Source organism: Bradyrhizobium sp. 172 (assembly GCF_023101065.1).
In the GTDB taxonomy this organism is placed as follows: domain Bacteria; phylum Pseudomonadota; class Alphaproteobacteria; order Rhizobiales; family Xanthobacteraceae; genus Bradyrhizobium; species Bradyrhizobium canariense_D.
Map to the genome: position 1 here is coordinate 4,140,720 of NZ_CP064701.1, position 26,614 is coordinate 4,167,333.

Annotated in this window: 15 protein-coding genes; 3 read left to right on the top strand and 12 right to left on the bottom strand. The window is 64.2% G+C overall.

Annotated elements, in window-relative coordinates:
- Positions 1 to 10: 10 nt before the first annotated feature.
- The 4 genes from IVB07_RS19995 to IVB07_RS20010 are packed head-to-tail and all read right to left on the bottom strand — an operon-like array spanning position 11 to position 9,184.
- Positions 11 to 3,115 carry an efflux RND transporter permease subunit gene (locus IVB07_RS19995; RefSeq protein ID WP_018457800.1) on the bottom strand — a complete coding sequence of 1,035 codons (3,105 nt, stop codon included), beginning with the start codon at positions 3,113 to 3,115 and terminating at the stop codon, positions 11 to 13.
- Positions 3,115 to 6,264, bottom strand: a complete 3,150-nt coding sequence (locus IVB07_RS20000) for an efflux RND transporter permease subunit (RefSeq protein ID WP_085349831.1) — start codon at positions 6,262 to 6,264, stop codon at positions 3,115 to 3,117. The genes IVB07_RS19995 and IVB07_RS20000 overlap by 1 nt, the downstream gene beginning before the upstream one ends.
- 36 nt (positions 6,265 to 6,300) lie before the next feature.
- Positions 6,301 to 7,710 carry an efflux RND transporter periplasmic adaptor subunit gene (locus IVB07_RS20005; protein WP_247338011.1) on the bottom strand — a complete coding sequence of 470 codons (1,410 nt, stop codon included), beginning with the start codon at positions 7,708 to 7,710 and terminating at the stop codon, positions 6,301 to 6,303.
- A complete protein-coding gene (locus IVB07_RS20010) occupies positions 7,700 to 9,184 on the bottom strand; it encodes an efflux transporter outer membrane subunit (RefSeq protein WP_026233443.1) in 1,485 nt (494 codons plus the stop codon). The genes IVB07_RS20005 and IVB07_RS20010 overlap by 11 nt, the downstream gene beginning before the upstream one ends.
- Before the next feature lie 724 nt (positions 9,185 to 9,908).
- Between IVB07_RS20010 and IVB07_RS20015 the strand changes: the two genes are divergently transcribed.
- Entirely contained in the window at positions 9,909 to 10,943 is a 1,035-nt protein-coding gene (locus IVB07_RS20015) for a cysteine synthase A (RefSeq protein ID WP_204511168.1), read from the top strand.
- A 21-nt stretch (positions 10,944 to 10,964) separates the two neighbouring features.
- On the opposite strand, the gene IVB07_RS20020 is transcribed toward IVB07_RS20015, so the two are convergent.
- The 8 genes from IVB07_RS20020 to IVB07_RS20055 form a co-directional block, all read right to left on the bottom strand.
- Positions 10,965 to 11,498: a DUF805 domain-containing protein gene (locus IVB07_RS20020; protein ID WP_018457795.1), complete on the bottom strand. Its 534-nt coding sequence runs from the start codon at positions 11,496 to 11,498 to the stop codon at positions 10,965 to 10,967.
- Between the two features lie 135 nt (positions 11,499 to 11,633).
- Positions 11,634 to 13,874, bottom strand: a complete 2,241-nt coding sequence (locus IVB07_RS20025; protein ID WP_247766629.1) for a glycosyltransferase family 41 protein — start codon at positions 13,872 to 13,874, stop codon at positions 11,634 to 11,636.
- A gap of 113 nt (positions 13,875 to 13,987) precedes the next feature.
- Positions 13,988 to 16,228, bottom strand: coding sequence for a tetratricopeptide repeat protein (locus IVB07_RS20030; RefSeq protein ID WP_247338013.1), 2,241 nt, complete (start codon positions 16,226 to 16,228; stop codon positions 13,988 to 13,990).
- 125 nt (positions 16,229 to 16,353) lie between these two features.
- Positions 16,354 to 18,594 carry a tetratricopeptide repeat protein gene (locus tag IVB07_RS20035; protein ID WP_018457792.1) on the bottom strand — a complete coding sequence of 747 codons (2,241 nt, stop codon included), beginning with the start codon at positions 18,592 to 18,594 and terminating at the stop codon, positions 16,354 to 16,356.
- 100 nt (positions 18,595 to 18,694) lie between these two features.
- Positions 18,695 to 19,432: an amino acid ABC transporter ATP-binding protein gene (locus IVB07_RS20040; RefSeq protein ID WP_018457791.1), complete on the bottom strand. Its 738-nt coding sequence runs from the start codon at positions 19,430 to 19,432 to the stop codon at positions 18,695 to 18,697.
- Positions 19,433 to 19,443: 11 nt separating this feature from the next.
- Positions 19,444 to 20,964: an amino acid ABC transporter permease gene (locus IVB07_RS20045; RefSeq protein WP_018457790.1), complete on the bottom strand. Its 1,521-nt coding sequence runs from the start codon at positions 20,962 to 20,964 to the stop codon at positions 19,444 to 19,446.
- Complete coding sequence (locus IVB07_RS20050) at positions 20,961 to 22,166, bottom strand: ABC transporter permease subunit (protein ID WP_018457789.1); 1,206 nt, start codon at positions 22,164 to 22,166, stop codon at positions 20,961 to 20,963. Before IVB07_RS20050 ends, IVB07_RS20045 begins: the two co-directional genes overlap by 4 nt.
- Before the next feature lie 25 nt (positions 22,167 to 22,191).
- The gene (locus IVB07_RS20055) at positions 22,192 to 23,208 is read right to left on the bottom strand and encodes an amino acid ABC transporter substrate-binding protein (protein WP_018457788.1); all 1,017 of its coding nucleotides are present in this window, start codon (positions 23,206 to 23,208) and stop codon (positions 22,192 to 22,194) included.
- Between the two features lie 395 nt (positions 23,209 to 23,603).
- Here IVB07_RS20055 and metC point away from each other — a divergent pair, with 395 nt between their 5' ends.
- Positions 23,604 to 24,788 (top strand): cystathionine beta-lyase, encoded by a 1,185-nt coding sequence (gene metC, locus IVB07_RS20060; protein ID WP_018457787.1) that lies wholly within the window; start codon positions 23,604 to 23,606, stop codon positions 24,786 to 24,788.
- A gap of 133 nt (positions 24,789 to 24,921) precedes the next feature.
- A complete protein-coding gene (locus IVB07_RS20065; protein WP_018457786.1) occupies positions 24,922 to 26,613 on the top strand; it encodes a Na/Pi cotransporter family protein in 1,692 nt (563 codons plus the stop codon).
- Position 26,614: the final 1 nt, after the last annotated feature.

Sequence of the window (26,614 nt, forward strand, 5' to 3'; positions counted from 1 at the left end):
AACAACCCGCCTATTCCGCCGGCGCGGCCAGCGGGCGCGGTTCGGAGCGGCGGCGCAGGCGGTCGACCAGCAGGTAGATCACGGGCGTGGTGTAGAGCGTCAGGATCTGCGAGACGAACAGCCCGCCGATGATGGTGATGCCGAGCGGACGGCGGAGTTCCGTGCCGGGCCCGGTCGCGACCACCAGCGGAATGCCGGCGAACAGCGCCGCCATCGTCGTCATCAGGATCGGCCGGAAGCGCGCCTGGCAGGCCTCGAAGATCGCCTCCGCCGACGACAGGCCGCGCTGGCGCTCGGCATCGAGCGCGAAATCCACCATCATGATGCCATTCTTCTTGACGATGCCGATCAACAGGATGATGCCAACGAAGGCGATCACGGTCAGTGGCGTGTTGGTGAGCTGCAAGGCCAGCAGCGCGCCAAGTCCCGCCGAGGGTAGCGTCGAGATGATCGTGAGCGGATGGGCGAGGCTCTCGTAGAGCACGCCGAGCACGATATACATCGCCACCAGCGCGCCGAGGATCAGGAGCGGCTGGCGGCCGCTGGTCTTGGCGAAATCGCCAGCATTGCCATCAAAACTGCCGCGAATGCCTTCCGGCATGTGCAGCTCCTCGACCGCGCGCTGGATGTTCTGCGTTGCGGCCTGGATCTGCACATCCGGCAACAGGTTGAACGACACCGTGGTCGATGGGAACGACTGCGAATGATAGACCGCGAGCGCGGCGAGCCCGCGCGTCGCATGCACCACGGCCGACAGCGGCACCTGCGCGTCGCCCGCGCCGGCGACATAGATGCGATCGAGGTTGGAGGGGTCGACCTGGAATTTCGGGTCGATCTCCAGCACGGTCATGTACTGGTTGCGCTGGGTGTAGATGATCCCGATCTGCCGCTGCGAGAACGCGTTGTTGAGCGCGTTGTCGATATCCTGGACGCGGACGCCGAGTGCGGAGGCCTTCTGGCGGTCGATCGACAAGGTCAATTGAAGCCCGCCGGGATCGCGGTCGCTGGAGATGTCGGTGATGCCTTCGACGCTCTCCATGCGCTTGGCCACGATCGGCGCCCACTTTTGCAACAGGCCGAGGTCGGTGCTGGTCAGCGTGTATTGGTAGTCGGAATCGCTCTGCCGTCCGCCGGCGCGCACGTCCTGGGCGGCGAACATGAACAGGCGGATGCCGGGCACCGGGTATAACGCCCGCCTGAGACGGTCGATCACCACCTGGGTCGAGACGTGGTCGCGCTCCTCCGGCGGCTTCAGGCTGATGAACATGGTGCCGCGATTGGAGGTCGCGCCGCCCGGTCCGCCGCCGCTGCCGACGGTGGAGCCGATGCCGGCCACTGCCGGATCCTGCATCACGATGTCGGCGAGCCGCTGCTGCAGGCTCAGCATCGACTGGAACGAGATGTCGGCCGAGGCGCGCGTCGCCCCGATGACGAAGCCGGAATCGTCGGTCGGGAAATAGCCCTTAGGGATCTTGATGTAGAGCGTAATTGTTAGGCCGATGGTGGCGAAGAACACCAGCAGCGTCAGCAGCGGATATTCCAGCACGGTGCGCAAGGTGCGGGTGTAGAACGCGACGATGCGCGACAGCGAGCCCTCGATGATCCGGTCGAACAGGGTCGCCGTGCCAGACGTGGTCTGGCGGATGTAATGGGCGCAGATCATCGGCGTCACCGTCAGCGACACCAGGGTCGAGACCAGGATGGCGAAGGTCAATGTCAGGGAGAACTCGCGCAGCAGCCGGCCGACGACGCCATCCATGAAGATCAGCGGCGTGAAGGCCGCGATCAGCGACAGGCTGATCGACACGACGGTGAAGCCGATCTGCCGGGCGCCGTCCAATGCCGCCTGGAGCGGGCGCATGCCGTGCTCGAGATTGCGGTACATGTTCTCGATCATGACGATGGCGTCGTCGACCACGAAGCCAACGGAGATCGCCAGCGCCATGAGCGAAAGATTGTCGATCGAGAAGCCCGCGACCCACATGCCGGCGCAGGTTCCGGCCAGCGCCAGCGGCACCGAGATTCCGGCTGCGATCGTCGGCGTGAGCCGTCGCAGGAATACGAACACGACGACCATCACGAGAATGGCAGTCGCGAGCAAGGTCCACTGCATGTCGAGCACGCTGGCGCGGATCGTACTGGTGCGGTCGACCAAGGTGGAGATATCGACCCCGGCCGGGATCCACTGCTTCAGCGCGGGGATCAGCGCCTTCACCCGGTCGACGGTATCGATGACGTTGGCATCGCCCTGCTTGGTGATCTGGATCAGCACAGCCGGCTGCTTGTTGAACCAGGCGATGGAACGGGCGTTACGGACGGAGTCCTCGATGTCGGCAACATCGGAGAGCCGGACGAAATTGCCCTTCGCGCTCTTGATGACGATGTCGCGGAACTCTTTCGCCGTCCGCATCTGCTTGTTGAGCGACAGCGTCTCGCTCTGGCGCTCGCCGTTGAAGATGCCGACCGGACCGAGCGGGTTGGCGTTGATAATCGCAGTTCGCACGTCGTCGGTGGCGATGCCGGCATTGGACAGCGCGACAGGATTGAGCTGAATCCTGACCGCCGGCTGGTCGGCACCCGAGATCGTCACATTGCCCACCCCCGGCACCTGCGAGATGCGCTGCGCCAGCACGGTGTCGGCGACGTCGTAGACCGCGCTGGCGGACAGCGTCTTCGAGGTCAGCGCCAGCACGAAGACCGGCGCGCCTGCGGTGTTCGCCTTGCGGAAGCGCGGCAGCGTCGGCAAATCGCTCGGCAGGTCGACCAGCGACGCATTGATTGCCGCCTGCACGTCGCGGGCGGCTTTGTCGACGTTGCGGCCGATGTCGAACTGGAGCTGGATGCTGGTCGTGCCGAGTGACGAAGTCGAGGTGATCTGGCTGATGCCCGCGATCTCGCCGAGCCGCCGCTCCAGCGGCGAGGCAACCGTCGCGGCCATGACGGACGGGTCGGCGCCAGGACGGCTGGCCGAGACGAAGATGGCGGGAAAATCGATGTTCGGAACCGAGGCAACGGGGAGGAACTCGTAAGCCACGATACCCAGCAGGAACAACCCGATCGACAGCAGCGTGGTCGCGACCGGGCGGCGGATGAAGGGCTCCGAGATCGATGCCATCACTGCATCCCCTCGGTCGCGCCCGCGACGGGCGGACCGCCGGATTCGGCCGGCGGCAGCGCCTGCTCGAGGCGGCGGTTGATGCGGTCGAGGGCGAGATAGATCACCGGCGTGGTGTAGAGCGTGAGCAATTGGCTGAGCAGCAGGCCGCCGATAATGGAGATGCCGAGTGGGAAGCGCAGCTCGGCGCCGGTGCCGCTCTCGATCGCCAGCGGCAGCGCACCGAACAGGGCGGCCAGCGTCGTCATCATGATCGGACGGAAGCGCAGCAGACAAGCCTGTACGATCGCCTCGTTCGGCGACATCCCCTGCCCGCGCTCGGCCTCGAGCGCGAAGTCGATCATCATGATCGCGTTCTTCTTGACGATGCCCATCAACAGGATGATGCCGATCAGCCCGATCACCGAGAGATCCTGCCCGCACAGCATCAGCGCCAGGATCGCGCCGACGCCGGCGGACGGCAGCGTCGAGAGGATCGTGATCGGATGGATGTAGCTCTCGTAGAGCACGCCGAGCACGATATAGATCGTGATCACCGCGGCCAGCAGCAGCCAGGGCTGGCCGGCGAGTGCCTTGGCGAATTCGGCGGCGTCGCCGGCATAGACGCCGACGATGCTGTTGGGCATCTCGATCCGGGTCTCGATGGTCTTCACGGCCTCGACGGCATCGCCAAGCGCCGCGCCCGGCGCGAGGTTGAAGCTGAGCGAGATCGACGGGAATTGCGCCTGGTGCGAAATCGCGAGCGGCGCGGTGGTGCGCGTCAGCGTCGCCACGGCGGAGAGCGGCACCTGCGCGTTGGGCGCACCGGCGGTCGCGCTCGCCGCGCCCGGCAGATAAAGCTTCGACAGGATCGAGGGATCGCGCTGGTACATCGGCAGCGCTTCCAGCACCACGCGGTACTGGTTGGCCTGGCCGTAGATGGTCGAGATCTGGCGCTGCGCGAAGGCGTCGTTGAGCGTGTCGGTGATGCCCTGAAGGCTGACGCCGAGCTGGCCGGCGCGGGTGCGGTCGACCGTGAGCTGCGCCCGCAGACCGCCTTCCTGCGCTTCCGAGGAGACGTCGCGGAACAGCGGATCGCGCCGCATTTCGGCAACCAGCTTGCGCGCCCATTCCGACACCAAAGCGGCGTCGGTGCCGGTCAGCGTGTACTGGTATTGCGAACGGCTCGACTGGGTCGAGATCTGCACGTCCTGCACCGGCTGGAAATAGACGGTCATGCCGGGGATGGCGGCCACCCGCTCCTTCAGGCGGGTGATGACGACGCTGACATCGTCGCGCCGCTCGCCGCGAGGTTTCAGCGTCATGACAAGACGGCCGACATTGGTGGTCGGATTGACCGAGCCTGCACCGATCACCGAGACCACGCCGGTCACATCGGGATCGGCCTTGATGGCGTCGGCCGCCTCGGCCTGCCGCTTCTGCATCTCCGCAAACGAGACGTCGGGACCGGCTTCGGTCACCGCCGTGATCGAGGCGGTGTCCTGCAGCGGCAGGAAGCCCTTTGGCGCGACGACATAGAGCGCCAGGGTCGCGATCAGCGTGGCGAAAGTCACGACCAGTGTCGCGCGCTGGCGCTCCAGCACCCAGAGCAGCGTGCGGTGATAGAACCCGACGGTGCGGTCGATGAAGCGGCTGACCGCGGCAAGACCCGGCACTGCCAGCTCTTCATGGGCATGCTTCAGCAGGCGCGAGCACATCATCGGCGTCAGCGTCAGCGACACCACGGCGGAGGTCACGACCGCGATCGTCAGGGTCAGCGCGAATTCGCGGAACATGCGGCCCACAAGGCCCGACATGAACAACAGCGGGATGAACACCGCAATCAGCGATACCGTCAGCGAAATCACGGTGAAGCCGATCTCGCTGGCGCCCTTCAGCGAAGCCTCCATCGCGCTGTCGCCGTTTTCCATGTGGCGGACGATGTTCTCGATCATCACGATGGCGTCGTCCACGACGAAGCCGGTGCCGATGGTGAGCGCCATCAGCGACAGATTGTCGAGGCTGAAGCCGGCAAAATACATGATGCCGAAGCTCGTGATCAGCGACAGCGGCAGCGCCACGCCGGCGATCAGCGTGGCGCGTAGCGAACGCAGGAACAGCAGCACCACCAGCGTCACCAGCACGACGCTGAGGATCAGCGTGAACTGCACGTCGCGCACCGAGGCACGGATGGTGACGGTGCGGTCGGAGACGATGGTGAGGTTCACGCCGGCCGGAATAGCGCGCTGGACCTTTGGGATTTCCGCCCGGATCTGGCTGACGACGTCGATCACATTGGCGCCGGGCTGACGCTGGATGTCGATGATGACGGCGGGCGAGCCCTGGTACCAGCCGCCGGTGCGGTCGTTCTCGAGCCCATCGACGATCTGGGCGACGTCGGCGATCGTGACCGGCGAGCCGTTGCGGTAGGCGATGATGACAGGCTTGTAGGCGTCGGCGGCGGCGATCTGGTCGTTGGCGGCGATGATGTAGGATTGCTGCGCGCCGTCGAGCGAGCCTTTCGGCCCGGAGACGTTGGCACTGGCGATCGCGGTGCGCAGGTCTTCCATGGCTATGCCATAGGCGGCGAGCCGCGCGAGATCCGCCTGGATGCGGACGGCTGGCTTCAGTCCGCCGAGCACAGAGACGCGCCCGACGCCGGAAATCTGGCTCAGCCGCTGCGCCAGAAGCGTATCGGCGATGTCGCTCATCGCCCGCAACGAGATTGTGTCGGAGCGCAGCGCCAACGTCATCACCGGCGCATCGGCCGGGTTCACCTTGGCGTAGGTCGGCGGATAAGGCAGCGTCTTGGGCAGCACGCCGGCCGCCGCGTTGATCGCAGCCTGGACGTCCTGGGTGGCACCGTCGATGTCGCGGTTGAGATCGAACTGCAGCGAGATCTGGCTGACGCCGAACGAGCTCGTCGAGTTCATCGCCGACAGCGACGGGATCTGGCCGAGCTGCCGCTCCAAGGGCGCGGTGATCAGCGAGGCGATCACGTCGGGGCTCGCGCCGGGCAATTGCGTCGTCACCTGCACGGTCGGGAAATCGACCTGCGGCAGCGCGGACACCGGCAGCGCGAAATAGCCGAGCAGCCCGCCAATCAGAAGCGCGATGCCGAGCAATGAGGTCGCGATCGGACGGCGGATGAAGGGTTCGGAGACGCCCATGGGATGCGCCTGCCGCTCAGGCGGCTGTTGTCGGGATCATGGCTGCTTAGCTCCACTTCCCGATGCACCCGGACTTGACGGAGGCCCTGGTGCCGGTCCGGTCTGGCCCTTCTGGTCGCCTTCGCTGCTCTTGCGCTTGGCGCGGAACTCGCCGTCCTTGTCTTGTCCGTCCTTCTGGCCGTCTTTTGCGCCGTCCTTCTTTTGACCATCCGGCCCGCGCGAGCGCTTGCGCGGCGCGAGATCGGCCGACGGGGTCTGATCGTCGCGCCCGATGACCACCTTGGAGCCGTCGGACAGATTGGCAAAGCCCGTCGTGACGACCTTGTCGGTCGCCGACAGGCCACTGGCGATGACGGCGTCATGCTCGTTCTGCTGCGTCACCGTCACCGGCTTGGCCGAGACGATGTTATCCTCGCCGATGACATAGCTGAAGGTGCCGATCGGTCCGCGCTGCACGGCCGAGGTCGGCACCACCAGTGCCTGGGTCAGGGTCTCGACCTTGAGGCGGACATTGACGAACTGGCCCGGCCAGAGCTGGTAATTGGCGTTGGGGAATTCGGCCTTGAGCCTGAGCGTGCCGGTGGTCTGGTCGACCTGGTTGTCGATGCCGGTGAGCTTTCCGGTGTCGATCACTGTGAGGCCATCATTGCCGAACACGTCGACCGCGAGCGCGCCCTTCGACGCGGCGGCATTGACCCGCATGATCTGCTGCTGGGGCAAGCTGAACCACACCGCGATCGGCTGCAATTGCGTGATCACCACGAGGCCGGTGGTGTCGGAGGCGTGGATGATGTTGCCTTGATCGACCTGGCGCAGGCCGGCGCGGCCCGAGATCGGCGCCACGATCTTGGTGTAGCTCAGCGTCGCCGCCGCATTGTCGATCGCGGCCTGATCGGCCTTGACCAGCGCCTCGGTCTGCGCGACCAGCGCGCGCTGGGTGTCGGCCTGCTGCTTGGATCCGGCGTTGGACGCGGCGAGCTGCTCGTAGCGCGTGAGGTCGATACGCTGGTTGGCGAGCTGGGCCTGGTCCTGCGCCTTCTTGGCGACCGCCTGATCGTACGTCGCCTGATAGAGCGCCGGGTCGATCTCGCCGACCACGTCGCCTTTCTTGACGTCCTGTCCCTCGGTGAAATTGACCGCGATCAGCTTGCCGTCGACCTGCGAGCGGACGGTCACGGTGTTGAGCGCGCGGATCGCACCGACGCCGTCGAGATAGACGGGAACGTCCTGGATGCGGGGCGTCGCCGCCAGCACCGGCACCGGCAGATCCGGCCGTTGATTGCGGCCGTTCGCCTGCTGCGGCTGCTGGTGCCAGGTGGTCCAGCCGTAGTAGCCGAGCCCGCCGAGGATCGCCAGCGTGATCAGGGTCATGACGAAGCCGCGCCCGCGCGACTTCTTCGCCGTTCCCTCCTTCACGCCTTGCTTGGTATCCGGCTTAAAGAGCATTGACCGGTTTCTCCATCCTCGGCTCCCAGCCGCCGCCGAGCGCCTGATACAGGCTGACGATAGCAAGAAGGCGGGCAAGTTGCGCCTGCGACAGCGCGTCTTCCGCCTGGAACAGGGTCAGTTGCGTATTGAGCACGGTGACGATGTCGGCCGTGCCCGCGCGCAACTGCTGCTCGGAGAGATCGAATGCGCGGCGGGAGGCGTTGAGGACGTCACGCTGCAATTGCAGCCTGATCGTGGTCTGCTTGATCGAAAACAGCGCGTTGTCGACATCGGCAAAGGACTGGATGATGGTCTTGCGGTAAGTCTGGAGCAATTCGTCCTGCCGCGCCTTGGCAAATTCGAAATTGCCGAGGATCTTGCCACCGTCGAAGATCGGCTGCGTCGCGCTGCCGACGAGCTGGAAGAACGCCGCATGCGGCTGGAACAGCGAGACCAGGGCCGAGCTTTGATAGCCGCCATTGCCGGTGAGCTGGATGGTCGGAAAGAACTGCGCGCGGGCATTGCCGACGTTCGCTGTCGCGGAGGCGAGCTGGGCCTCCTGCCTGCGGATGTCGGGCCGTTGCGTCAGGAGCTCCGACGGCAGTCCCGGCGTCACGCGCGGAATCGCGATCCGGTTCAGCGAGCCGCCGAGCACGCGCACGCTCTCCGGCGGCCGCGACACCAGGACTGCAAGCGCATTGACGTTCTGGTCGAGCGTCTGGCGCAGCGGCGGCACCAGTGCCTTCTGGTTTGCGAGCACGCTCTCCTGCTGGGCGACGTCGAGGTCGGTGCCGGTGCCGGCCTTGCGCCGTTCCCTGACGGCATCGAGGATGCGTTGCGCGCTCGCGATGTTGCGCTGTGAGGTCCTGATGCGATCCTGCGAGGCCAGCACCTGGAAATAGGCGTTAGCGACGCCTGCAAGCGTGGTCAGCGCAACGACGTCGCGATCGAAGCGGTTGGCATTTGCCGTCTCTTCCGCCGTTTGCAGGGCGTCGCGATTTTGGCCCCAGAAATCGAGCTGGTAGCTCGCGCTCAGCGAAGCCTGGTAGTTGACGACCTCACGGCCGCCATTGGTTAGCCCCGAGGCGGAGGAACCGGAGGTGCGCGAATAGGCCTCCTGCCCGGTGCCGGACAGGCTCGGCAGCAGCGCCGCACCCGCCTGCCGCGCCTGAGCGTCGGCCTCGACGATGCGCGAAACGGCGGCGGCGATGTCGAGGTTGACGGTGTGCGCCTCTTCCATCAGCTGTGTCAGCTCCGCGGAGCGGAAGCTGCGCCACCAATCCAGCGACGGCGGCGCATCGGCCTTCCCGGCATATTTGTATTGCGTGGGAACGTCGAGCGCGGGATCAGGAAGATCCTGCGTCAGCACGCAGGCGCCCGAACCGGCGGCGAGGCAAGCGACCGCAAGCCAGCGCGCCGCACGTCGCGTCCGGGACGTCGCGCCTGGTGACCGCCGCACGGCGATCGCCGGAACACGTTGTGTCACATCCACCCCCCGCCGGGCAGATCGAACCGCCGCCGCGCGGCCGGATTAGCCGATTCGCAGCGCGGTCGTCGGGGGGCTTTGGACAACTCGTTCACAAGTGATGCTTTCGGCGAAATTGTGCGCCTCATACTAGCCGGACGCGGAACCGCGGGACAGTCCCGCAGTTGCGATGTGCCCCCCAAAGCGCGACGATCTTAGAGCTGAGAAAATACAAAAGGGTGCTGTCCTGCAGGTGTTTCTTGAATTTCAGGGCCGTTCCTGAGTGCGTTCGAGCTTACCAAGATTTCATGTGATACTGCCGCCACACCGACGCCAACCCCCTCCAATCCGCCTGCACCGCTCGCGATGCGGCTTCAGTCCGGCCGCGAAACCGGGCCTGGCCACTTTCGCGAGGTTGTCCATTATCGGAAAACGAATAAGCGTTCGTCGTGCCGATATCTTGACCGCCTCCCGCGTACTATCCGCACTCTTCGACGGCGACGGCTGACATCCAATGGAGGGTGCGCTGGCGACGACCCTTATCTTCCATGTTTTGGCAGAAGCCGGCCACATCCTCCTACCGATATCCCGCGGCGTAGCACAGCAGCAGCGGCGATCTCTCCTTCCAAATTTTCACTGCTTACGGGGATTTTCGCGGGTTTCGCCGCAGCGCAAAAGCCTTCCCCTTTGGCATTTCAAGCACTAGGTTCTGGCCAACCTAATCAACCCCTTGCCAGTGATTTCCCCTGACATGACCATCAAAAACGACGTTGTCGAAGCCATCGGCAACACCCCGCTGATCAAGCTCAAGCGCGCTTCCGAACTGACCGGCTGCACCATCCTGGGCAAGGCCGAATTCATGAATCCCGGCCAGTCGGTGAAGGATCGCGCCGGCAAATGGATGATCCTCGAGGCCGAGAAGCGCGGCCAGCTCAAGCCCGGCGGTCTCGTCGTGGAATCGACCGCCGGCAATACCGGCATCGGTCTTGCGGTCGTGGCCAGCGCCCGCGGCTACCGCACGCTGATCGTGATCCCGGAGACGCAGAGCCAGGAGAAGAAGGATTTTCTGAAGCTGTGCGGCGCCGAGCTGCTGGAATCGCCGGCCCTGCCCTATTCCAATCCGAACAATTACCAGCATGTCGGCCGCCGTCTTGCCGACGAGCTGCGCAAGACGGAGCCGAACGGCGTGCTGTTCGCCGACCAGTGGAACAACCTCGACAATGCGAAGGCGCATTACGAGTCCACAGGTCCCGAGATCTGGGAGCAGACCGGCGGCAAGATCGACGGCTTCGTCTGCTCCGTCGGCAGCGGCGGCACGCTGGCCGGCACCAGCCGCTTCCTGAAAGAGAAGAGCAAGGACGTCAGGATCGCCTGCGCCGACCCGCACGGCGCCGGCATGTATGAATATTTCAGAACGGGCGATGCCAAGGCGACGCCGGGCGGCTCGATCACCGAGGGCATCGGCCTCAACCGGGCGACCGCAATCGTCGAGAGCGCAAAGGTCGATGACGCCTATCTCATTCCCGATGCGGAAGCAGTCACGGTGATCTACGAACTGCTCCAGCACGAAGGCCTGTGCCTCGGCGGCTCGACCGGCATCAACGTTGCCGGCGCGATGCGTCTCGCAAAACAGCTCGGGCCCGGCAAGACGATCGTCACCGTGCTTTGCGATTCCGGCAGCCGTTACCAGTCGAAGCTGTTCAATGCGGACTTCATGCGCGCCAAGAGCCTTCCTGTGCCTGAATGGCTGGAGAAGCGCAGCAACATCAAGCTGCCGTTCGTCTAGAACGTTCCGGAAGCCGGCCGTCTAGCTCCAGTTCGAGCGAGACGATCCCTGCGACACCCGCGCGAGGCGCTCGTTCGATAGCGAAGGCTTGTTCGCGCGTGTGCGCGGCGGGAGGGGAGCGCCGTAGGAGCCCTCGCTGTCGCCGCTCGGCCAGAACATGAGCGCGAGCATCAGCGCGAGGTTGACGAGCGCGCCGACCGCCGTTGCCTGGTGCTCCTCCCCGATCGCCCAGGCCGGAAACCGGCCCGCGACGACATGGTCGACGATCATGAGCGCGAACCAGGCAGGCACCACGCAGACCGGATCCCAGCCGATGTCGCGGATGCGCATCGATTGCAGCGTGAGGGTCGCAACTCCGAAGAACACGATCGCGGCGATCATCGCCCAGCTCTTGGTGAGGTCTTCGGGTCGGATCGCGCCGGGCGAGGTGTTGTTCAGCACGGCCATTGCGATTGCAAAGCAGATCGCCGTCATCACGATCGCAAGCGCGACCGTCGCGAGGAAGAAATGCAATCGCCCGAGCCGGGCGTTCAAGCCGAAGACGAAACCGAGCATTGGCGCACCCTTTTGGCGCCACATGCCCAGAGATAGCTTTCGGAGCCATGAACCGGCACGGTCGCGCAGCGCCGCATGGTTTCCGGAGGACTAAGGTGGCCGGCGCAATTCGAGGCTACGCCCCAACCGGCAGGGTCAGGCGCCCCCGCTGCCTTCGACAGCCGCGGCACAATAGTCGCGCCAGAACTGGCGATAGCCCGCTTCGACCTTGCGCGTGTAGATTTCGACATTGCCGGCGGGAGACGCTGCGATCCGGGCCGGCAAGTCGCTGCGCAACCTCGCCAGATACGCCGGCTGCGCCGCATATTTGCAGGCGATCGCGGCATAGCCCTCGTCGTCCTCGGCGACCCAGTCGTCGAGACCGACCGCAGCCACGATCGAACCACCGGCACGCGACGAGGCGCCGTTGCCAAGCTTGGCCACGACCGGAACGCCCGCATAGAGCGATTCCCAGGTGCTGACGCCGCCGTTTTGCGGGAATGTGTCGAGCGATATGTCGACGTTCGCAAACGCCCGCAGGTGCTCGGGGTGCGGCGACGAGCCCAGGCAGGTGACATTCTCCTCGGCAACGCCCTGTGCCACGAACCGCGCGACCAGATTGTCGCGCAACATGGGATCGTCAAGCAGAGTATGCTTGATGATGATCTTCGAACCCGTCACCTCGCGCATCACTTTCGACCACACCCCGATGGCCTCGTCTGAGATCTTGTAGATGCGGTTGAACACGCCGAAGGTGACATGGCCGTTGCGGAGCATGGGCGGCTCCGATGCAGGTAGATCCAAAATGGGATCGATCGTGATCAGGCACGGCAGGTCGTAGACCTTTTCAGCCAGCAGATGGCGCGCCGATTGCGGAATGAAGACCGGATCCGCGAGCACGTAGTCCATGGTCTGAAGGCCCGTGCCCGTGGCGTGACCAAACCCGGAGACTTGGATCGGGGCCGGCTTGCGGGCGAAGACATGGAGCCTGTTGCCGGTCGTGTGCCCGGATACGTCGATCAGGATATCGACCTTGTCGGCCTGGATGCGATCGGCCAACTCGTCATCCGACATCTGCCAGGCGTCGACCCAGACATCCGCCGAGGACCTAAATGCGGCGGTCATCTCATCTCTTACCGGCGAGCACGAATAGCAGACGATCTCAAACCTGGCGTGATCATGATGGCGCAGCACCGGCAACAGAGCGAACGCCGCCGAGTGATGCCAAAACTCGGCAGCAACATAGCCGACCACGATCCGCCTGTCGGGATCAAGCTGCCGGGGGGCAAGAGTCCTTCGCGGCAACTTCGAGCCGATCGCGTCCCACCACTGCTTTCGTGCGGCCTGCTGAACCGCGAAATCGGCCTCGGAGAGATAGTCGAGGAAGAAGATCTTCCGGCCGATCAAGGATGCATCCGGCACAATGGCCAGCGCCGCATCGAGAAGCTCGATCGCCGACGCGATCTCTCCCTGATTTGCAAAACAAGCGCTCAGCAGCGCCATCGCGATCGCTGAGCTTGGATATTCCTCCAGCAACATGGTGCAGGCTAAAATCGCTTGCGCCGTGTTTCCCATGGCGAGCGCGACTTGTGCCTTCCCCTGCAAGGCCACCTCGAGCTTGGGCGCAAGCGCAAGGGCCGCGTCGAAATCCGCCGCCGCCTGTTCCAACCTCGACGTCTCAAGATTGAGCCGTCCACGGTTCGCCAGGATTTTCGCCGAGCCTGGCCTGATCGCGAGCGCCGCCTCCAGCGCGCCTTTGGCCTCGTCGAAGTTTTTGAGCTCGATATTGACCAAACCTTTGCCGACGAGCGCCTCGACGTTTCGCGGCTGAAACAACAGTGCGCGCTCGAAGCTCTGTTTGGCGCGATCAAGCTGGCGCAGCGCGAGCTCTGCCAGGCCGCGATTGCAAAGCGCATCGGCATGATCGGGCTTCAGCCCGATCGCGCGATCGTACATTTCGATAGCCTGCTCGACACGGTTTAGATGCAACAAGGTATTTCCGAGATTGGCCAAGGCCATCGGTAAGCTGGGCTTCAACGCGATGGCTCTCTCCAGGGACGTACGCGCGTCCTCATATTCCCCAAGTGCGAAATGCGTGGCTCCCAAATCGGAAAAAGCCTGTGCCGAGCGTGGGTCGACCGTCACGGCATATTTGAGGGCCTGTTTCGCTGCCTCGAAGTGTCGGCTCGCGAACGCGCCCAAGCCAAGCAGGTGCAAGGCGCCGAAATGCTCCGGAAGTTCATTCAGGATCTGGCGGCAGAGCGCCTCGGTCTCCGCATACCGGCCCTGGCCATAGGCCGCATTCGCGGTCGAAATGATCGCGTCCGCCTGCTTCTTCAATTTCTTCTGCAATCGCGCGTTCTGGAACGCGCGCGCGCCGGCGCCGCTGCTCTGCAAGGATTCTCTCCGGAGGATGTCCGAGACGATTCTAGCTGATTCGCGGCCAGAGCCGCCGGTTTAGGCGGCCCGGCAATCCCCCGGAAGATGCCGGTGCCCAACCCGGGCCTCGCCTACGCAACGTCAGCGTTATCCGCGGCGGCGGCACAATAGTCGCGCCAGAACTTTCGGTAACCCGCCTCGAGCTCCCGCGTGTAGGTCTCGACATTTCCGGCGGGCGAAGCCGCGATCCGGGCGGGCAAATCCGCGCGCAATTTCGCCAGATAATCGGGCTGCGACGCAAACCTGCGAGCGATCTCGACATAACCATCGTCATCCTCGGCCACCCAGTCGCCGAGGCCGACGGCAGTCACGATAGAGGCGCCGGCACGCGAGGAGGCCCCGATGCCGAGCTTGGCCACGACGGGAACGCCCTTGTAGAGAGATTCCCAGGTGCTGATGCCGCCATTTTGCGGGAACGTGTCGAGGGACATATCGACCTGGGCGAAAGCCACCAGATGGTCGTCGCGCGAGGTGGTGCCGAGGCAGGTGATGTTCTCCTCGGTAACGCCCTGCGCCAGGAAGCGCGCGACCAGGCTAGCGCGCAGCAGGGGATCATCGAGCAGACCATGCTTGAGGACGATCTTCGATCCCGGCAGCTCCCGCATGATGCGCGACCACACACGGATCGCATCATCCGATATTTTGTAGATGCGGTTGAACACGCCGAAGGTGACGTAGCCGTTGCGGAGCATCGGCAGCTCCGAAGGCGCCAGATCCGAGACAGGCTCCATGGTGATCAGACACGGCAGATCGTAGATTTTCTCGGCAAACAGATTCCGAACCGACGGCGGAATGAAAATGGGATCCGCGAGCACGTAGTCCATAATCGGCATGCCTGTGCCCGTCGCGTGTCCGAAGCCAGTGGCCTGGATCGGGGCCGGCTTACGCGCAAAACACTGCAGCCTGTTACCGGTCGTGTGGCCCGAAACGTCGATCAGGATGTCGACATTGTCGGCTTGGATACGATCGGCGAGTTCGTCGTCCGAAAGCCCCCAGGCATCGACCCAGACGTCGGCCAATGATTTGAACATGGCGGTGTACTCGTCCGCGCCCGGCCATGAGTAGTAGCAGATGATTTCAAATTTAGTGTGATCATGATGGCGCAGCACTGGCAGCAGCGTGAGCCCCGCGGAGTGCTGCCGGAATTCGGCAGCGACATAGCCGACCACGATCCGCTTTTCCGGGTCCAGCGGCCGCTTCGGCAACTCCCTTCGCGGCTGCTTGGAGCCGATCTGGTCCCACCAGGATTTTCGCACCGCCTGCTGGACCACGAAATCGGCCTCGGCGCGGTAGTCCTCCAGGAAGATCTTTCCTCTGATCGCATCCCCATAGTCCGGCCGGACTGCCAGCGCGCGATCGAGATACTCGATCGCTGCGTCCATGTCCCCCTGGTTCGAATAAGAGAAGCCCATCAGCGCCAGCCCCACCTCGGAGCGCGGATTTTGCTCGATCAGGGCCGTTGCGGCTGCCATCGCCTGCGCGGTCTTTCCAATGACGAGGCAGGCCTGGGCCTTGCCGCGTAGCGCCAGCTCGAGCTTGGGCGAGATCGCAAGCGCCGCCTCGAAATCCGCAAGCGCGGGCTCCAGGCGCTGCAACTCGTAACTGAGCCGCCCGCGTTGGGCCACGATCCTCGGCGAGCCGGGCTTGATCGCCAGCGCCATGGCAAATTTGGCGGCCGCCTCGTCGTGGTGCCGCAGCTCCATGCTGACCATGCCGCTGCCGACGATAGCCTCGGCGTGACGGGGCTGAAACAGCAGGGCGCGGTCGAAGCTTTCCTTGGCGCGCATGATCTGTCCAAGCACAATCTCGACCATACCGCGATTGCAGAACGCGTCGGCATAATCCGGCTTGATCTTGATGGCGCGCTCATGCAGCTCGAGCGCCTGTTCGTACTGCCCCAGATGCATCAGCGTGTTGCCGAGGTTGGTCAGCGCGACCGCAAAATTCGGCTTTAGCGCGATGGCCCTCTCCTGGCACCGCCGCGCCTCCTCGTAATTGCCGAGATCGAAATGCACGGTCGCGAGGTTGTTATGGGCATCGTGCAGGCGCGGATCGAGCACAATCACGCGCTTGAGCAGCTGTTGCGCCTCCTCCAGGCGCCGGCCGTCATGCGCGCACATGCCGAGCAGGTGCAGAGCGTCGACATGATCGGGCAGCGCTTTAAGGATCTCCCGGCAGAGTGCTTCAGTCTCAGCATATCGGCCCTGGCCATAGGCGGTAGCCGCGGCGGAGAGGACGGCGTCCGCCTGCTTCATCAATTTCTTCTGCAATCGCGCGTTCTGGAATGCGCGCGCGCCGCCGCTGCTCTGCAAGGTGTCTCTCCGGAAGATGGCCCGGGGCAGAGTCTAACTGATTCGCAAGCCCGACCTGCCGGTCAGCTGGCACGGTGACACCCCCGGGATTTCCCGGGGCTCAGCGGCCCGGCGCTGCCGGTCCCCTACGCAACCTCGCTGCCTTCGACAGCCGCGGCACAGTAGTCGCGCCAGAACTGGCGATAGCCCGCTTCGACCTCGCGCGTGTAGATTTCGACATTGCCGGCGGGGGACGCTGCGATTCGGGCCGGCAAGCCGCTGCGCAACCTCGCCAGATACGCCGGCTGCGCCGCATATTTGCAGGCGATCGCGGCATAGCCCTCGTCGTCCTGCGCGATCCAGTCGTCGAGACCGACCGCAGCCACGATCGAACCACCGGCACGCGACGAGGCGCCGTTGCCGAGCTTGGCCACGACCGGAACGCCGGCATAGAGCGATTCCCAGGTGCTGACGCCGCCATTTTGCGGGAACGTGTCGAGCGATATGTCGACGTTCGCAAAGGCCCGCAGGTGCTCGGGGCGCGGCGACGAGCCCAGGCAGGTGACATTCTCCTCGGCAACGCCCTGTGCCACGAACCGCGCGACCAAATTGTCGCGCAACATGGGATCGTCAAGCAGGGTATGTTTGACGATGATCTTCGAACCGGTCACTTCGCGCATCAATTTCGACCACACCCGGATGGCCTCGTCCGAGATCTTGTAGATGCGGTTGAACACGCCGAAGGTGACATGGCCGTTGCGGAGCATGGGCGGCTCCGATGCAGGTAGATCCAAAATGGGATCGATCGTGATCAGGCACGGCAGGTCGTAGACCTTTTCAGCCAGCAGATGGCGCGCCGATTGCGGAATGAAGACGGGATCCGCGAGCACGTAGTCCATGGTCTGAAGGCCCGTGCCCGTGGCGTGACCAAACCCCGAGACCTGGATCGGGGCCGGCTTGCGGGCGAAGACATGGAGCCTGTTGCCGGTCGTGTGCCCGGATACGTCGATCAGGATATCGACCTTGTCGGCCTGAATGCGATCGGCCAGTTCGTCGTCCGACATCTGCCAGGCGTCGACCCAGACGTCCGCCGAGGACCTGAATGCGGCGGTCATCTCATCTCTTACCGGCGAGCACGAATAGCAGACGATCTCGAACCTGGCATGATCATGATGGCGCAGCACCGGCAACAGAGCGAACGCTGCCGAGTGGTTCCTCAATTCGGAAGCGACATATCCGATCAAAATCCGCTTGTCCGGATCAAGCGTGCGGGGCGCCAACGCCCTTTGCGCCAATTTGGCGCCGATCGCGTCCCACCATTGTTTTCGCGCAGCCTGCTGAACCGAAAAATCGGCCTCCGGGAGATAGTCCAGGAAGAATATCTTGCGCCCGATCAAGTCCGCATAATCAGGCGCCATTGCCAGCCCGGCGTCGAGATGTTCGAGCGCCGTCGCGATGTCTCCCTGGCTCGCATAGCAGGAAGCCAGGAGCGCAATTCCGATGTCGGACCGCGGATTTTCCTCCAGCAAGGTCTCGACGGCCGCAATCGCCTCGGCCGTGTTGCCCTTGACAAGGTTGACTTGCGCCTTTCCCTGCAAGGCCACTTCGAGCCTCGGCGAAAGCGCCAGCGCCGCATCAAAGTCCGCGAGCGCCTGCTCCAGCCGCAACAGATCGAGATTGAGCCGTCCGCGCTGCGCCAGAATCTTCGGCGAATCCGGCTTGATCGCGAGCCCTGCCGCGATCGCCGCGGCCGCCTCTTCGTAGTGCCGGAGCTCGATGCATACCATGCCCCTGCCTGCGATCGCTTCCGCGTGACGCGGTTGAAACGCGAGGGCGCGATCGAAACTCTCCTTGGCGCGCTGGGACTGGCCTTCGATCAGCTCCGCCATGCCCCGATTGCAAAATGCATCGGCATAGTCCGGCTTCAGCCTGATAGCGCGATCGTGCAGCTCGATAGCCTGCTCGGCGAGGCCCATGTGCAGCAGCGTATTGCCGAGATTGGTCAAGGCGATCGGAGAATTCGGCTTCAGCGCAACGGCCTTCTCCTGGCATGCGCGAGCCTCCTGAAACTTCTGGAGGGTGAAATACACCGCCCCGAGATTACCATGGGCATCGGGCGAACGCGGATCGAGCACGGTCGCGCGCTCGAGCAGTTGTTGCGCCTCATCGAGCCGCCCGCCATCATACGCGCGCAGACCGAGCAAGTGCGCGGCGTCGAAATGATCCGGAACCTCCGTCAAAATCCGGCGGCAGAGTGTCTCGACCTCCGCGTATCTGCCTTGGCCGAGTGCCTGAACCGCGGCGGACATGAGTGCGTCCGCCTGCTTCTTCAATTTCTTTTGCAATCGCGCGTTCTGGAATGCGCGCGCGCCGGCGCTGCTCTGCAAAGTCTCTCTCCGGAGGATGGCCCGAAAAGAGCTTGGCCGATTCGCATGGTGCCAAGCTGGCGGGCCGGTTAGACCCGCGACGCCACCGGATTGCAGGTGCTCAGCGCAGGATCTGGCTCAGGAACAGTTTTGTTCGGGCGTGCTGTGGGGCCGCGAAGAACTCGTTGGGCGTGTTGGCTTCGATGATCTGGCCCGCGTCCATGAACACCACGCGGTTGGCGACCTCGCGGGCAAAGCCCATCTCGTGGGTGACCACCAGCATGGTCATGCCCTCCTCGGCAAGGTCGACCATGGTGTCCAGCACCTCCTTGACCATTTCGGGGTCGAGCGCCGAGGTCGGCTCGTCGAACAGCATCACCTTCGGGTTCATCGTCAGCGCGCGGGCGATCGCGACGCGCTGCTGCTGACCGCCGGACATCTGTCCCGGAAACTTGTTGGCCTGGTGCGGGATCTTGACCCGCTCCAGAAACTTCATCGCCGCAGCCTCGGCGTCCTTCTTGGGGATGTTGCGCACCCAGATCGGCGCCAGCGTGCAATTGTCCAGCACGGACAGGTGCGGAAACAGGTTGAAGCTCTGGAACACCATGCCGACTTCGCGCCGCACCGCATCGACGTGCTTGAGGTTCGGCCCGAGCTCGATGCCGTCAACGACGATCTCGCCTTCCTGAAACTCCTCGAGCGCGTTGATACAGCGGATCAGCGTCGACTTGCCCGAGCCGGAGGGGCCGCAGATCACGATGCGCTCGCCCTTCTCGACCGTAAGGTCGATGTCGCGCAGCACGTGAAACTCGCCGTACCATTTGTTCAGGCCGGAAATCTTGACGATGGGGTCGGACATGGTGACCTCGATCAGTTGCGGCGGTGAGCGTTGAGGCGGTGCTCAACGAAGAGCGAGTAGCGTGACATTCCAAAGCAGAAGATGAAGTAGATGATCCCGGCGAAGGCGAACCCTGTGAAAGCGGTCGATGGCGACGACCATTTCGGATCCGAGAACGACGCCCGCAGCGAGCCGAGGAGATCGAACAGCGCCACGATCGAGACCAGCGAAGTGTCCTTGAACAGCGAGATGAAGCTGTTGACGAGGTTCGGAATGACGTGGCGTAGCGCCTGCGGCAGCACGATCAGCGAGGTCGTCTTCCACCAGGACAGCCCCAATGCCGCGGCCGCCTCGCCCTGCCCGCGCGGGATCGCAGCCAGCCCGCCGCGGACGTTCTCGGCCTGATAGGCGCCCGTGAACAGAGAGATTCCAATCAGCGCACGCACGAGACCATCGACCGTGAAATTGCCCGGCAGAAACAGCGGCAGCATGTAGGTGGCAAAGAACAGCACGGTGATCAGCGGCACGCCGCGCCAGAACTCGATGAAGGCGATCGAGAAGATCCGGATCAACGGAATGGTCGAGCGGCGGCCAAGCGCCAGCGCAATGCCGATCGGCAGCGAGGTGACGATGCCGGTGACGGAGACCACCAGCGTCACCAGAAGTCCGCCCCACAGGTTCGTCTGCACGATCGGCAGTCCGCCGTGATCGAGCCCCATCAGCTTGATCACGATTGCGATGGCGGCGAAGGTGACGATGCTGGATGTGAGGGCCCGCCCCCCGGTGCGGAGGCCGCCGCCGAGAACGAAGGCGATCAGTGAGACGATCGCGGCAGTGATGGCGAAATCGGCCCAGACCGACTGGCCTGTCCCCTGCAACTGGTCACGCAGCCAGGTCAGCGGAAAGATCAGCCAGTAGATCGCGGTACCCACGAGCACGATGACATTGCCGACGACCCACAACAGCGGTGCGGCAGAGGAGGTCTTGCCGAGACCGAGCAGAGCCTGCCCAGCGCCGATGATGCTGTCGTCGAACAATTGCAGCAGGTCAGCGGTCCAGCTCAGGCCAAATCCCTTGATGCCGCCGCCATGCAGCAGAAAGAATGCGACCACCGGAAACGCAAGGAAGAACAGGCCAGCGTTCAATCCTTTCGACGGCAGTCGCGGAATGAGCAACGGCACCAACAGGACTACTGACAACACGAGCGTGAGGTTGACCCGCCAGCGTTCGGCTTCGGGGTAGAAGCCGTAGATCAGTTGCGGCAGCTTGGCCTGGATGTAGGGCCAGCAGGCGCCGACCGTAAAGCCGGCGTTCTCGGCGAGGCAGGCCGTGCGATCCTTGCCGGTCCAGACTGCATCGACCATCAGGAATTTGACGGAAGGAATGATGGTGAACCAGAGCAGCAAGGCGCCGACGATCGTGAGCAGGATGTTGGTCGGCGAGTTGAACAGGCGCGTCCGCACCAGGCCGACGAAGCCCGTGGTCTTCACCGGCGCGGGACGCTCATCCAGAAGATCCCGGCGAACGAAACTGGACGAGGTGATATCGCTCATGCGCCGAGACTCCGGCTGACGCGCCAACCGTAGACGCTCATGACGGCGCTGGTGATCAGCGAGATCAGGAGATACACGCCCATCGTCATGGCGATGATCTCGATGGCCTGCCCGGTCTGGCTCAGCGACGTGCCGGCGAACACGGAGACGAGGTCGGGATAGCCGATCGCGACGGCCAGCGACGAATTCTTGGTGAGATTGAGGTACTGGTTGGTCAGCGGCGGAACGATGACGCGCATCGCCTGCGGCACGACGACCAAGCGCAGCGTGGTGCCGCGGCTCAGGCCCAGCGACGATCCCGCCTCCATCTGTCCGCTGTGGACGGAGAGGATGCCCGCGCGCACGATCTCGGCAATGAAGGCGGCCGTATAGGTCGACAAGGCCAACGTGAGCGCCACGAACTCCGGGATGATCCGCGAGCCACCGGCGAAATTGAAACCCTTGAGCTGCGGCAGCTCGAAGCTGAAGGGCAGACCCGCTACCAGCATGGTGACGAGCGGCAGTCCGAACAGCAGGCCCAGCAGATAGGGCCAGATCCGGATCACCTGACCCCGCTCGAACAGCGCCCGGCGCGCATGGATGCGCAACGCCACCGAAGCCACAATGCCGAGGGCCAGCACCGCCAGAAACGCCTCGAAGCCGCTCTCGCCGATCGGGCGGGGAATGACGAGACCGCGATTGCTGACGAAAGCTATGCCGAGCAGCGAAATGCTCTGTCGTGGATTGGGCAAGGCCGCGAGCACCGCCAGGTACCAGAACAGGATCTGGAATAGCAGCGGCAAGTTGCGGATGATCTCGACATAAATTTCGCCAATGCGCGCGAGCAGCCAGTTGGGCGACAGCCGGCACAGCGCGACGATGAAGCCGATCAAGGTGGCGAACACAACGCCCACCACCGAGACCACGAGCGTGTTGAGGAGCCCGACCAGGAATACGCGCAGGAACGTGTCCGAGCCGGTATACGAGATCAGCGTCTGATTGACGTCGAAACCGGCGTTGTTCGCGAGGAAGCCGAAGCCGGCGGCAATATGCTGGTTCTCGAGGTTGGCGCGGGCGTTGGAGACGATTTCATAGGCAATCCAGCCCAGGATCGCAGCGAAGGCAAACTGGACGGCGATGCCGTTCCAGCCTGTCTTGCCCCCCAGCACCCGCCTGATCTTCAGCGCGATCTGGGGCGGGGGTTTGCGAGCCTCGATGCTCATCGCCGCGAGCGCGGGTCAGGCCGGATCAGCGGATCGGCGGGGCGTATTGGAGACCGCCCTTGTTCCAGAGATTGTTGAGACCCCGATTGATACCGAGCGGCGAGCCTGCGCCGACATTGCGGTCGAACACTTCGCCGTAATTGCCGACGGCCTTCACGATGCGCACCACCCAATCCTTGCTTATGCCGAGCTGTTCACCGAAATTGCCATCGGTACCCAGAACGCGCTTCAGTTCAGGATTTTCCCCTTTCGCCTTTTCGTCGACGTTTTTCGCGGTCACGCCGAGCTCTTCGGCGGTGATCATGGCAAACAGCGTCCATTTCACGATGTCGAACCATTGGTCGTCGCCGTGGCGCACCATCGGACCGAGCGGCTCCTTCGAGATGATTTCCGGGAGCACCATGTGATCGCCGGGATTGGCAAGCTTCAGGCGGTTGGCGTACAGGCCCGACTGGTCGGTGGTGAAGACGTCGCAGCGCCCGGCCTCGTAGGCCTTGACCGTTTCGTCGTTGGTGCCGAACGCGATCACCTCGTACTTCATGTTGTTGGCCTTGAAGTAGTCGGCGAGATTCTGCTCGGTCGTGGTGCCGGTCTGGACGCAGACCGACGCGCTGTTGAGCTCGAGCGCCGAGTTCACCTTGAGCGACTTCTTCACCATGAAGCCCTGCCCGTCATAATAGGTCACGCCGGTGAAGTTGGCGCCGAGCGAGGTGTCGCGCGAGATGGTCCAGGTGGTGTTGCGCGACAGCACGTCGACTTCGCCGGATTGCAGCGCCGTGAAACGGTCCTTGGCGGAGAGCGGCACGTATTTGACCTTGGTCGGATCGTTGAAGATCGCCCCGGCGATCGCGCGGCAGACGTCGACATCAAGCCCGGTCCAGTTGCCCTTGTCGTCCGGCGAGGAGAAGCCGGGCAGGCCCTGGCTGACACCGCAGGACAGCATGCCGCGGTCCTTGACGGTCTTGAGCGTTTGCGCATCGGCGGCTTGGGCAGTCAGGCCGGCGGCGAGAGCGAGAGAGAGAGCCAGGGTTACGCGTTTCATGGGCTTTGGGCCTTTCAAAGTCGTCTCAAGGTCAGGAACGTTGTCTTTGCGATCGCCTCTGCCAGGGCTAGCCGTCTCAAGACCAGCCCTGCAAGAGTCATGCTGGAAATCCTTGCCGATCACCCGCCGATCCCGGGAGGCCCTGCCTTAATCCCCGCCGACAGGCGCCCGCCGTTACGGCTGTGGCGCTTGGTCCGGTCAGGCGATGGATCGAAGGTCGCGGCAGGCCCCTCAACATGCGGCGACTGAATAGCACCTGCGATAACAGAACGACTGGCCTGCCGGGTCAAGGGGTTGACGGGACTCTTCTGTGTTCTGTTATTAACGACAGCGGCCTTTCGGCCAGCCCGCGGGCGCAGCGTGCCTGGTGGAAACGCGCTTTTGAAAGCAGACGCATGGATTCCTCACCCCCCTCCGAACAGCACGCCGAGACCCGGCTGGTCACCTCCGGCCGCGACACCAAGGCGCAGAAGGGGTTTGTCAATCCTCCGGTGTTCCACGGCTCGACCGTGCTCTATCCGACCGCCGAGGACCTGCACGCCCATCGCGGCGAGTTCACCTATGGCCGCCATGGTTCCCCCACCACCAAGGCGTTCCAGGAGACGCTGATGACGCTAGAGGGGCCGCAATGCGCCGGCGTCGGCATCGTGCCGTCGGGTTTGTCGGCGATCTCGACCACCCTGCTCTCGGTGCTGAAGGCCGGCGACCACATCCTGGTCTGCGATAACGTCTATCGGCCCTCGCGCAATTTCTGCAACGGCATGCTCACCCGCTACGGCGTCGAGACCACCTATTTCGATCCGATGATCGGCGCCGGCATCGACAAGCTGTTCAGGCCCAACACAAGCGCTGTGCTGGTCGAGGCGCCAGGCTCGCAGTCGTTCGAGATGCCAGACATCCGCGCCATCGCCGAGGTCGCGCATGCCCGCGGCGCGATCGTCATCGACGACAACACCTGGGCGACGCCGCTCTATCACCGCTCGCTCGAACAGGGCGTCGACATCAGCATGCAGGCCGCCACCAAATATATCGGCGGTCATTCCGACATCATGTTCGGCACCATCTCGGCCAATGCCAGGGCATGGCCGCAGATCGCCGAAGGCATCCGCCTGCTCGGCGTCTGTGCCGGTCCCGATGACGTCTTCCTGGCACTGCGCGGCCTGCGTACGCTGTCGGTGCGGCTGGCGCAGCATCATCGCTCCGGGCTCGACATGGCGCGCTGGCTTGCGAGCCGTCCCGAGGTCGCGCGCGTGCTGCATCCGGGGCTCGAGACCGATCCGGGTCATGCGATCTGGAAGCGCGACTTCACCGGCGCTTCGGGCCTGTTCAGCATCGTCTTGAAGCCGGCGCCGCAGAAGGCGGTCGACACCATGCTCGATACGCTCAAACTGTTCGGCATGGGCTTTTCCTGGGGCGGCTTCGAGAGCTTGGCGATTCCCTTCGATTGCGACGCCTATCGCACCGCCACGACATGGTCGCCGGGCGGCCCGACGCTGCGTCTGCATATCGGGCTCGAAAGCGTCGACGACCTCAAGGCCGACCTCGATCGCGGCTTCGCTGCCCTCAAGGCAGCAATGTGAGCCTGCTCACAAGGCATCACGCCGTGGGAACGTGCAGAAGCCGCAAACGTTAACGCCGACGCGCCAACGAATGGTTTGAACCTCAAGCATTTGGCGCTAGCCTCACCAATCGACTCCAATCCGGACACGGAGCATGGGAACGTTGGTACTGCTCGATCTGATGGGCGGCGTGGCGCTGTTGCTGTGGGGCCTGCACATGGTCCACAGCGGGATTCTGCGCGCCTTTGGCCCGGACTTGCGACGGCTCCTCGGCAAGGCGCTTGGTAACCGCTTCAACGCGTTCGCCGCCGGTCTCGGCCTTACTGCCCTGCTCCAGAGCAGCACCGCGACCGCGCTGCTCACGAGTTCGTTCGCAGCCGAGGGCTTGCTCAGCCTGGTCACCGCGCTCGCCATCATGCTCGGCGCCAATGTCGGCACGACGTTGATCGTGCAGGTGCTGTCGTTCAACATCGCCGCCGTCGCGCCGGTCCTGTTCGTGCTCGGACTGGTCGCCTTCCGCGTGGGTCCACGCTCACGGATCAAGGACGTTGGCCGTGTCTTGATCGGCCTCGGGCTGATGCTGCTGTCGCTGCACATCCTGCTCGACACGCTGGCGCCGGCCGAGAACGCGCCGGGCGTCCGCATCGTGATGTCCTCCATCACGGGCGATCCCGTTCTGTGCATCGTGATCGCGGCGCTCGTCACCTGGGCGGTGCATTCGAGCGTCGCCAGCGTGCTGCTGATCATGTCGCTCGCCTATTCGCAGTTCATCTCGCCTTACGCGGCGCTCGCACTGGTGCTTGGCGCCAATCTCGGCAGCGCCATCAATCCCGTATTCGAAGGCGCCAAGCGTGACGATCCCGCCAGTTATCGCCTGCCGGTGGGCAATCTCGTCAACCGCGTGATCGGGATCGCCTTGGTCCTGCCCTTCCTGGGCCCGATCGCCGAGCACATGCACGCCTGGCAGCCCGATCTCGCCAGGATGACGGCGGCGTTTCATATCGCCTTCAACGTCGGCACGGCCATCATCTTCATCGGCCTGCTCGATACCGTGTCGCGCCTGTTGACCCGGCTCCTGCCCGATCGTGTTCAGGAGGCCGATCCGGCCCGGCCGCGCTATCTCGACGAAACCGCGCTGGAGTCGCCGTCGCTGGCGCTGGCCGATGCCGGCCGCGAAACCCTGCGCATGGGCGATCTCGTCGAGATCATGCTGCGCAAGGTGATGGCGGCGATGATGAGCGGCGACCGTGCGCTGGTCGACCAGGTCTCGAAGATGGACAACATCGTCGACGGCCTCGACGAAGCCATCAAGCTCTACGTGACTAAACTCATGCGCGGCAGCCTCGACGAGAGCGAGGGCCGGCGCGCGATGGAGATCATCTCCTTCGCCATCAATCTGGAACATATCGGCGATATCATCGACAAGAGCCTGAGCGAGCTCGCGACCAAGAAGATCAAGCGTCGCTTCCAGTTCTCGCCCGAGGGCGCCGAGGAGCTCGCCGCCTTCCACAAGCGCACGATGGATTCGCTGCGCATCGCCTTCGGCGTCTTCATGTCGGGCGACGCCAACGAGGCGCGCAAGCTGCTGGTGGAGAAGACTGCGCTGCGCAATACCGAGCTTGCCGCCGTCGAGCGCCACCTCGACCGCCTGCGCGAGGGCCGCCCCGAGACAATCGAAACCACGTCGCTGCATCTCGACGTGCTGCGGGACCTGCGCCGCATCCACTCGCATATCTGCTCGGTCGCCTATCCCGTGCTCGACGCGGCCGGGGAGCCCCATCGCAGGCACGAAGCGGAGACCGCCGCCCTGCCCGCGCCGGGCGCGGCGTCCGCGTTGCCGCGCTAGC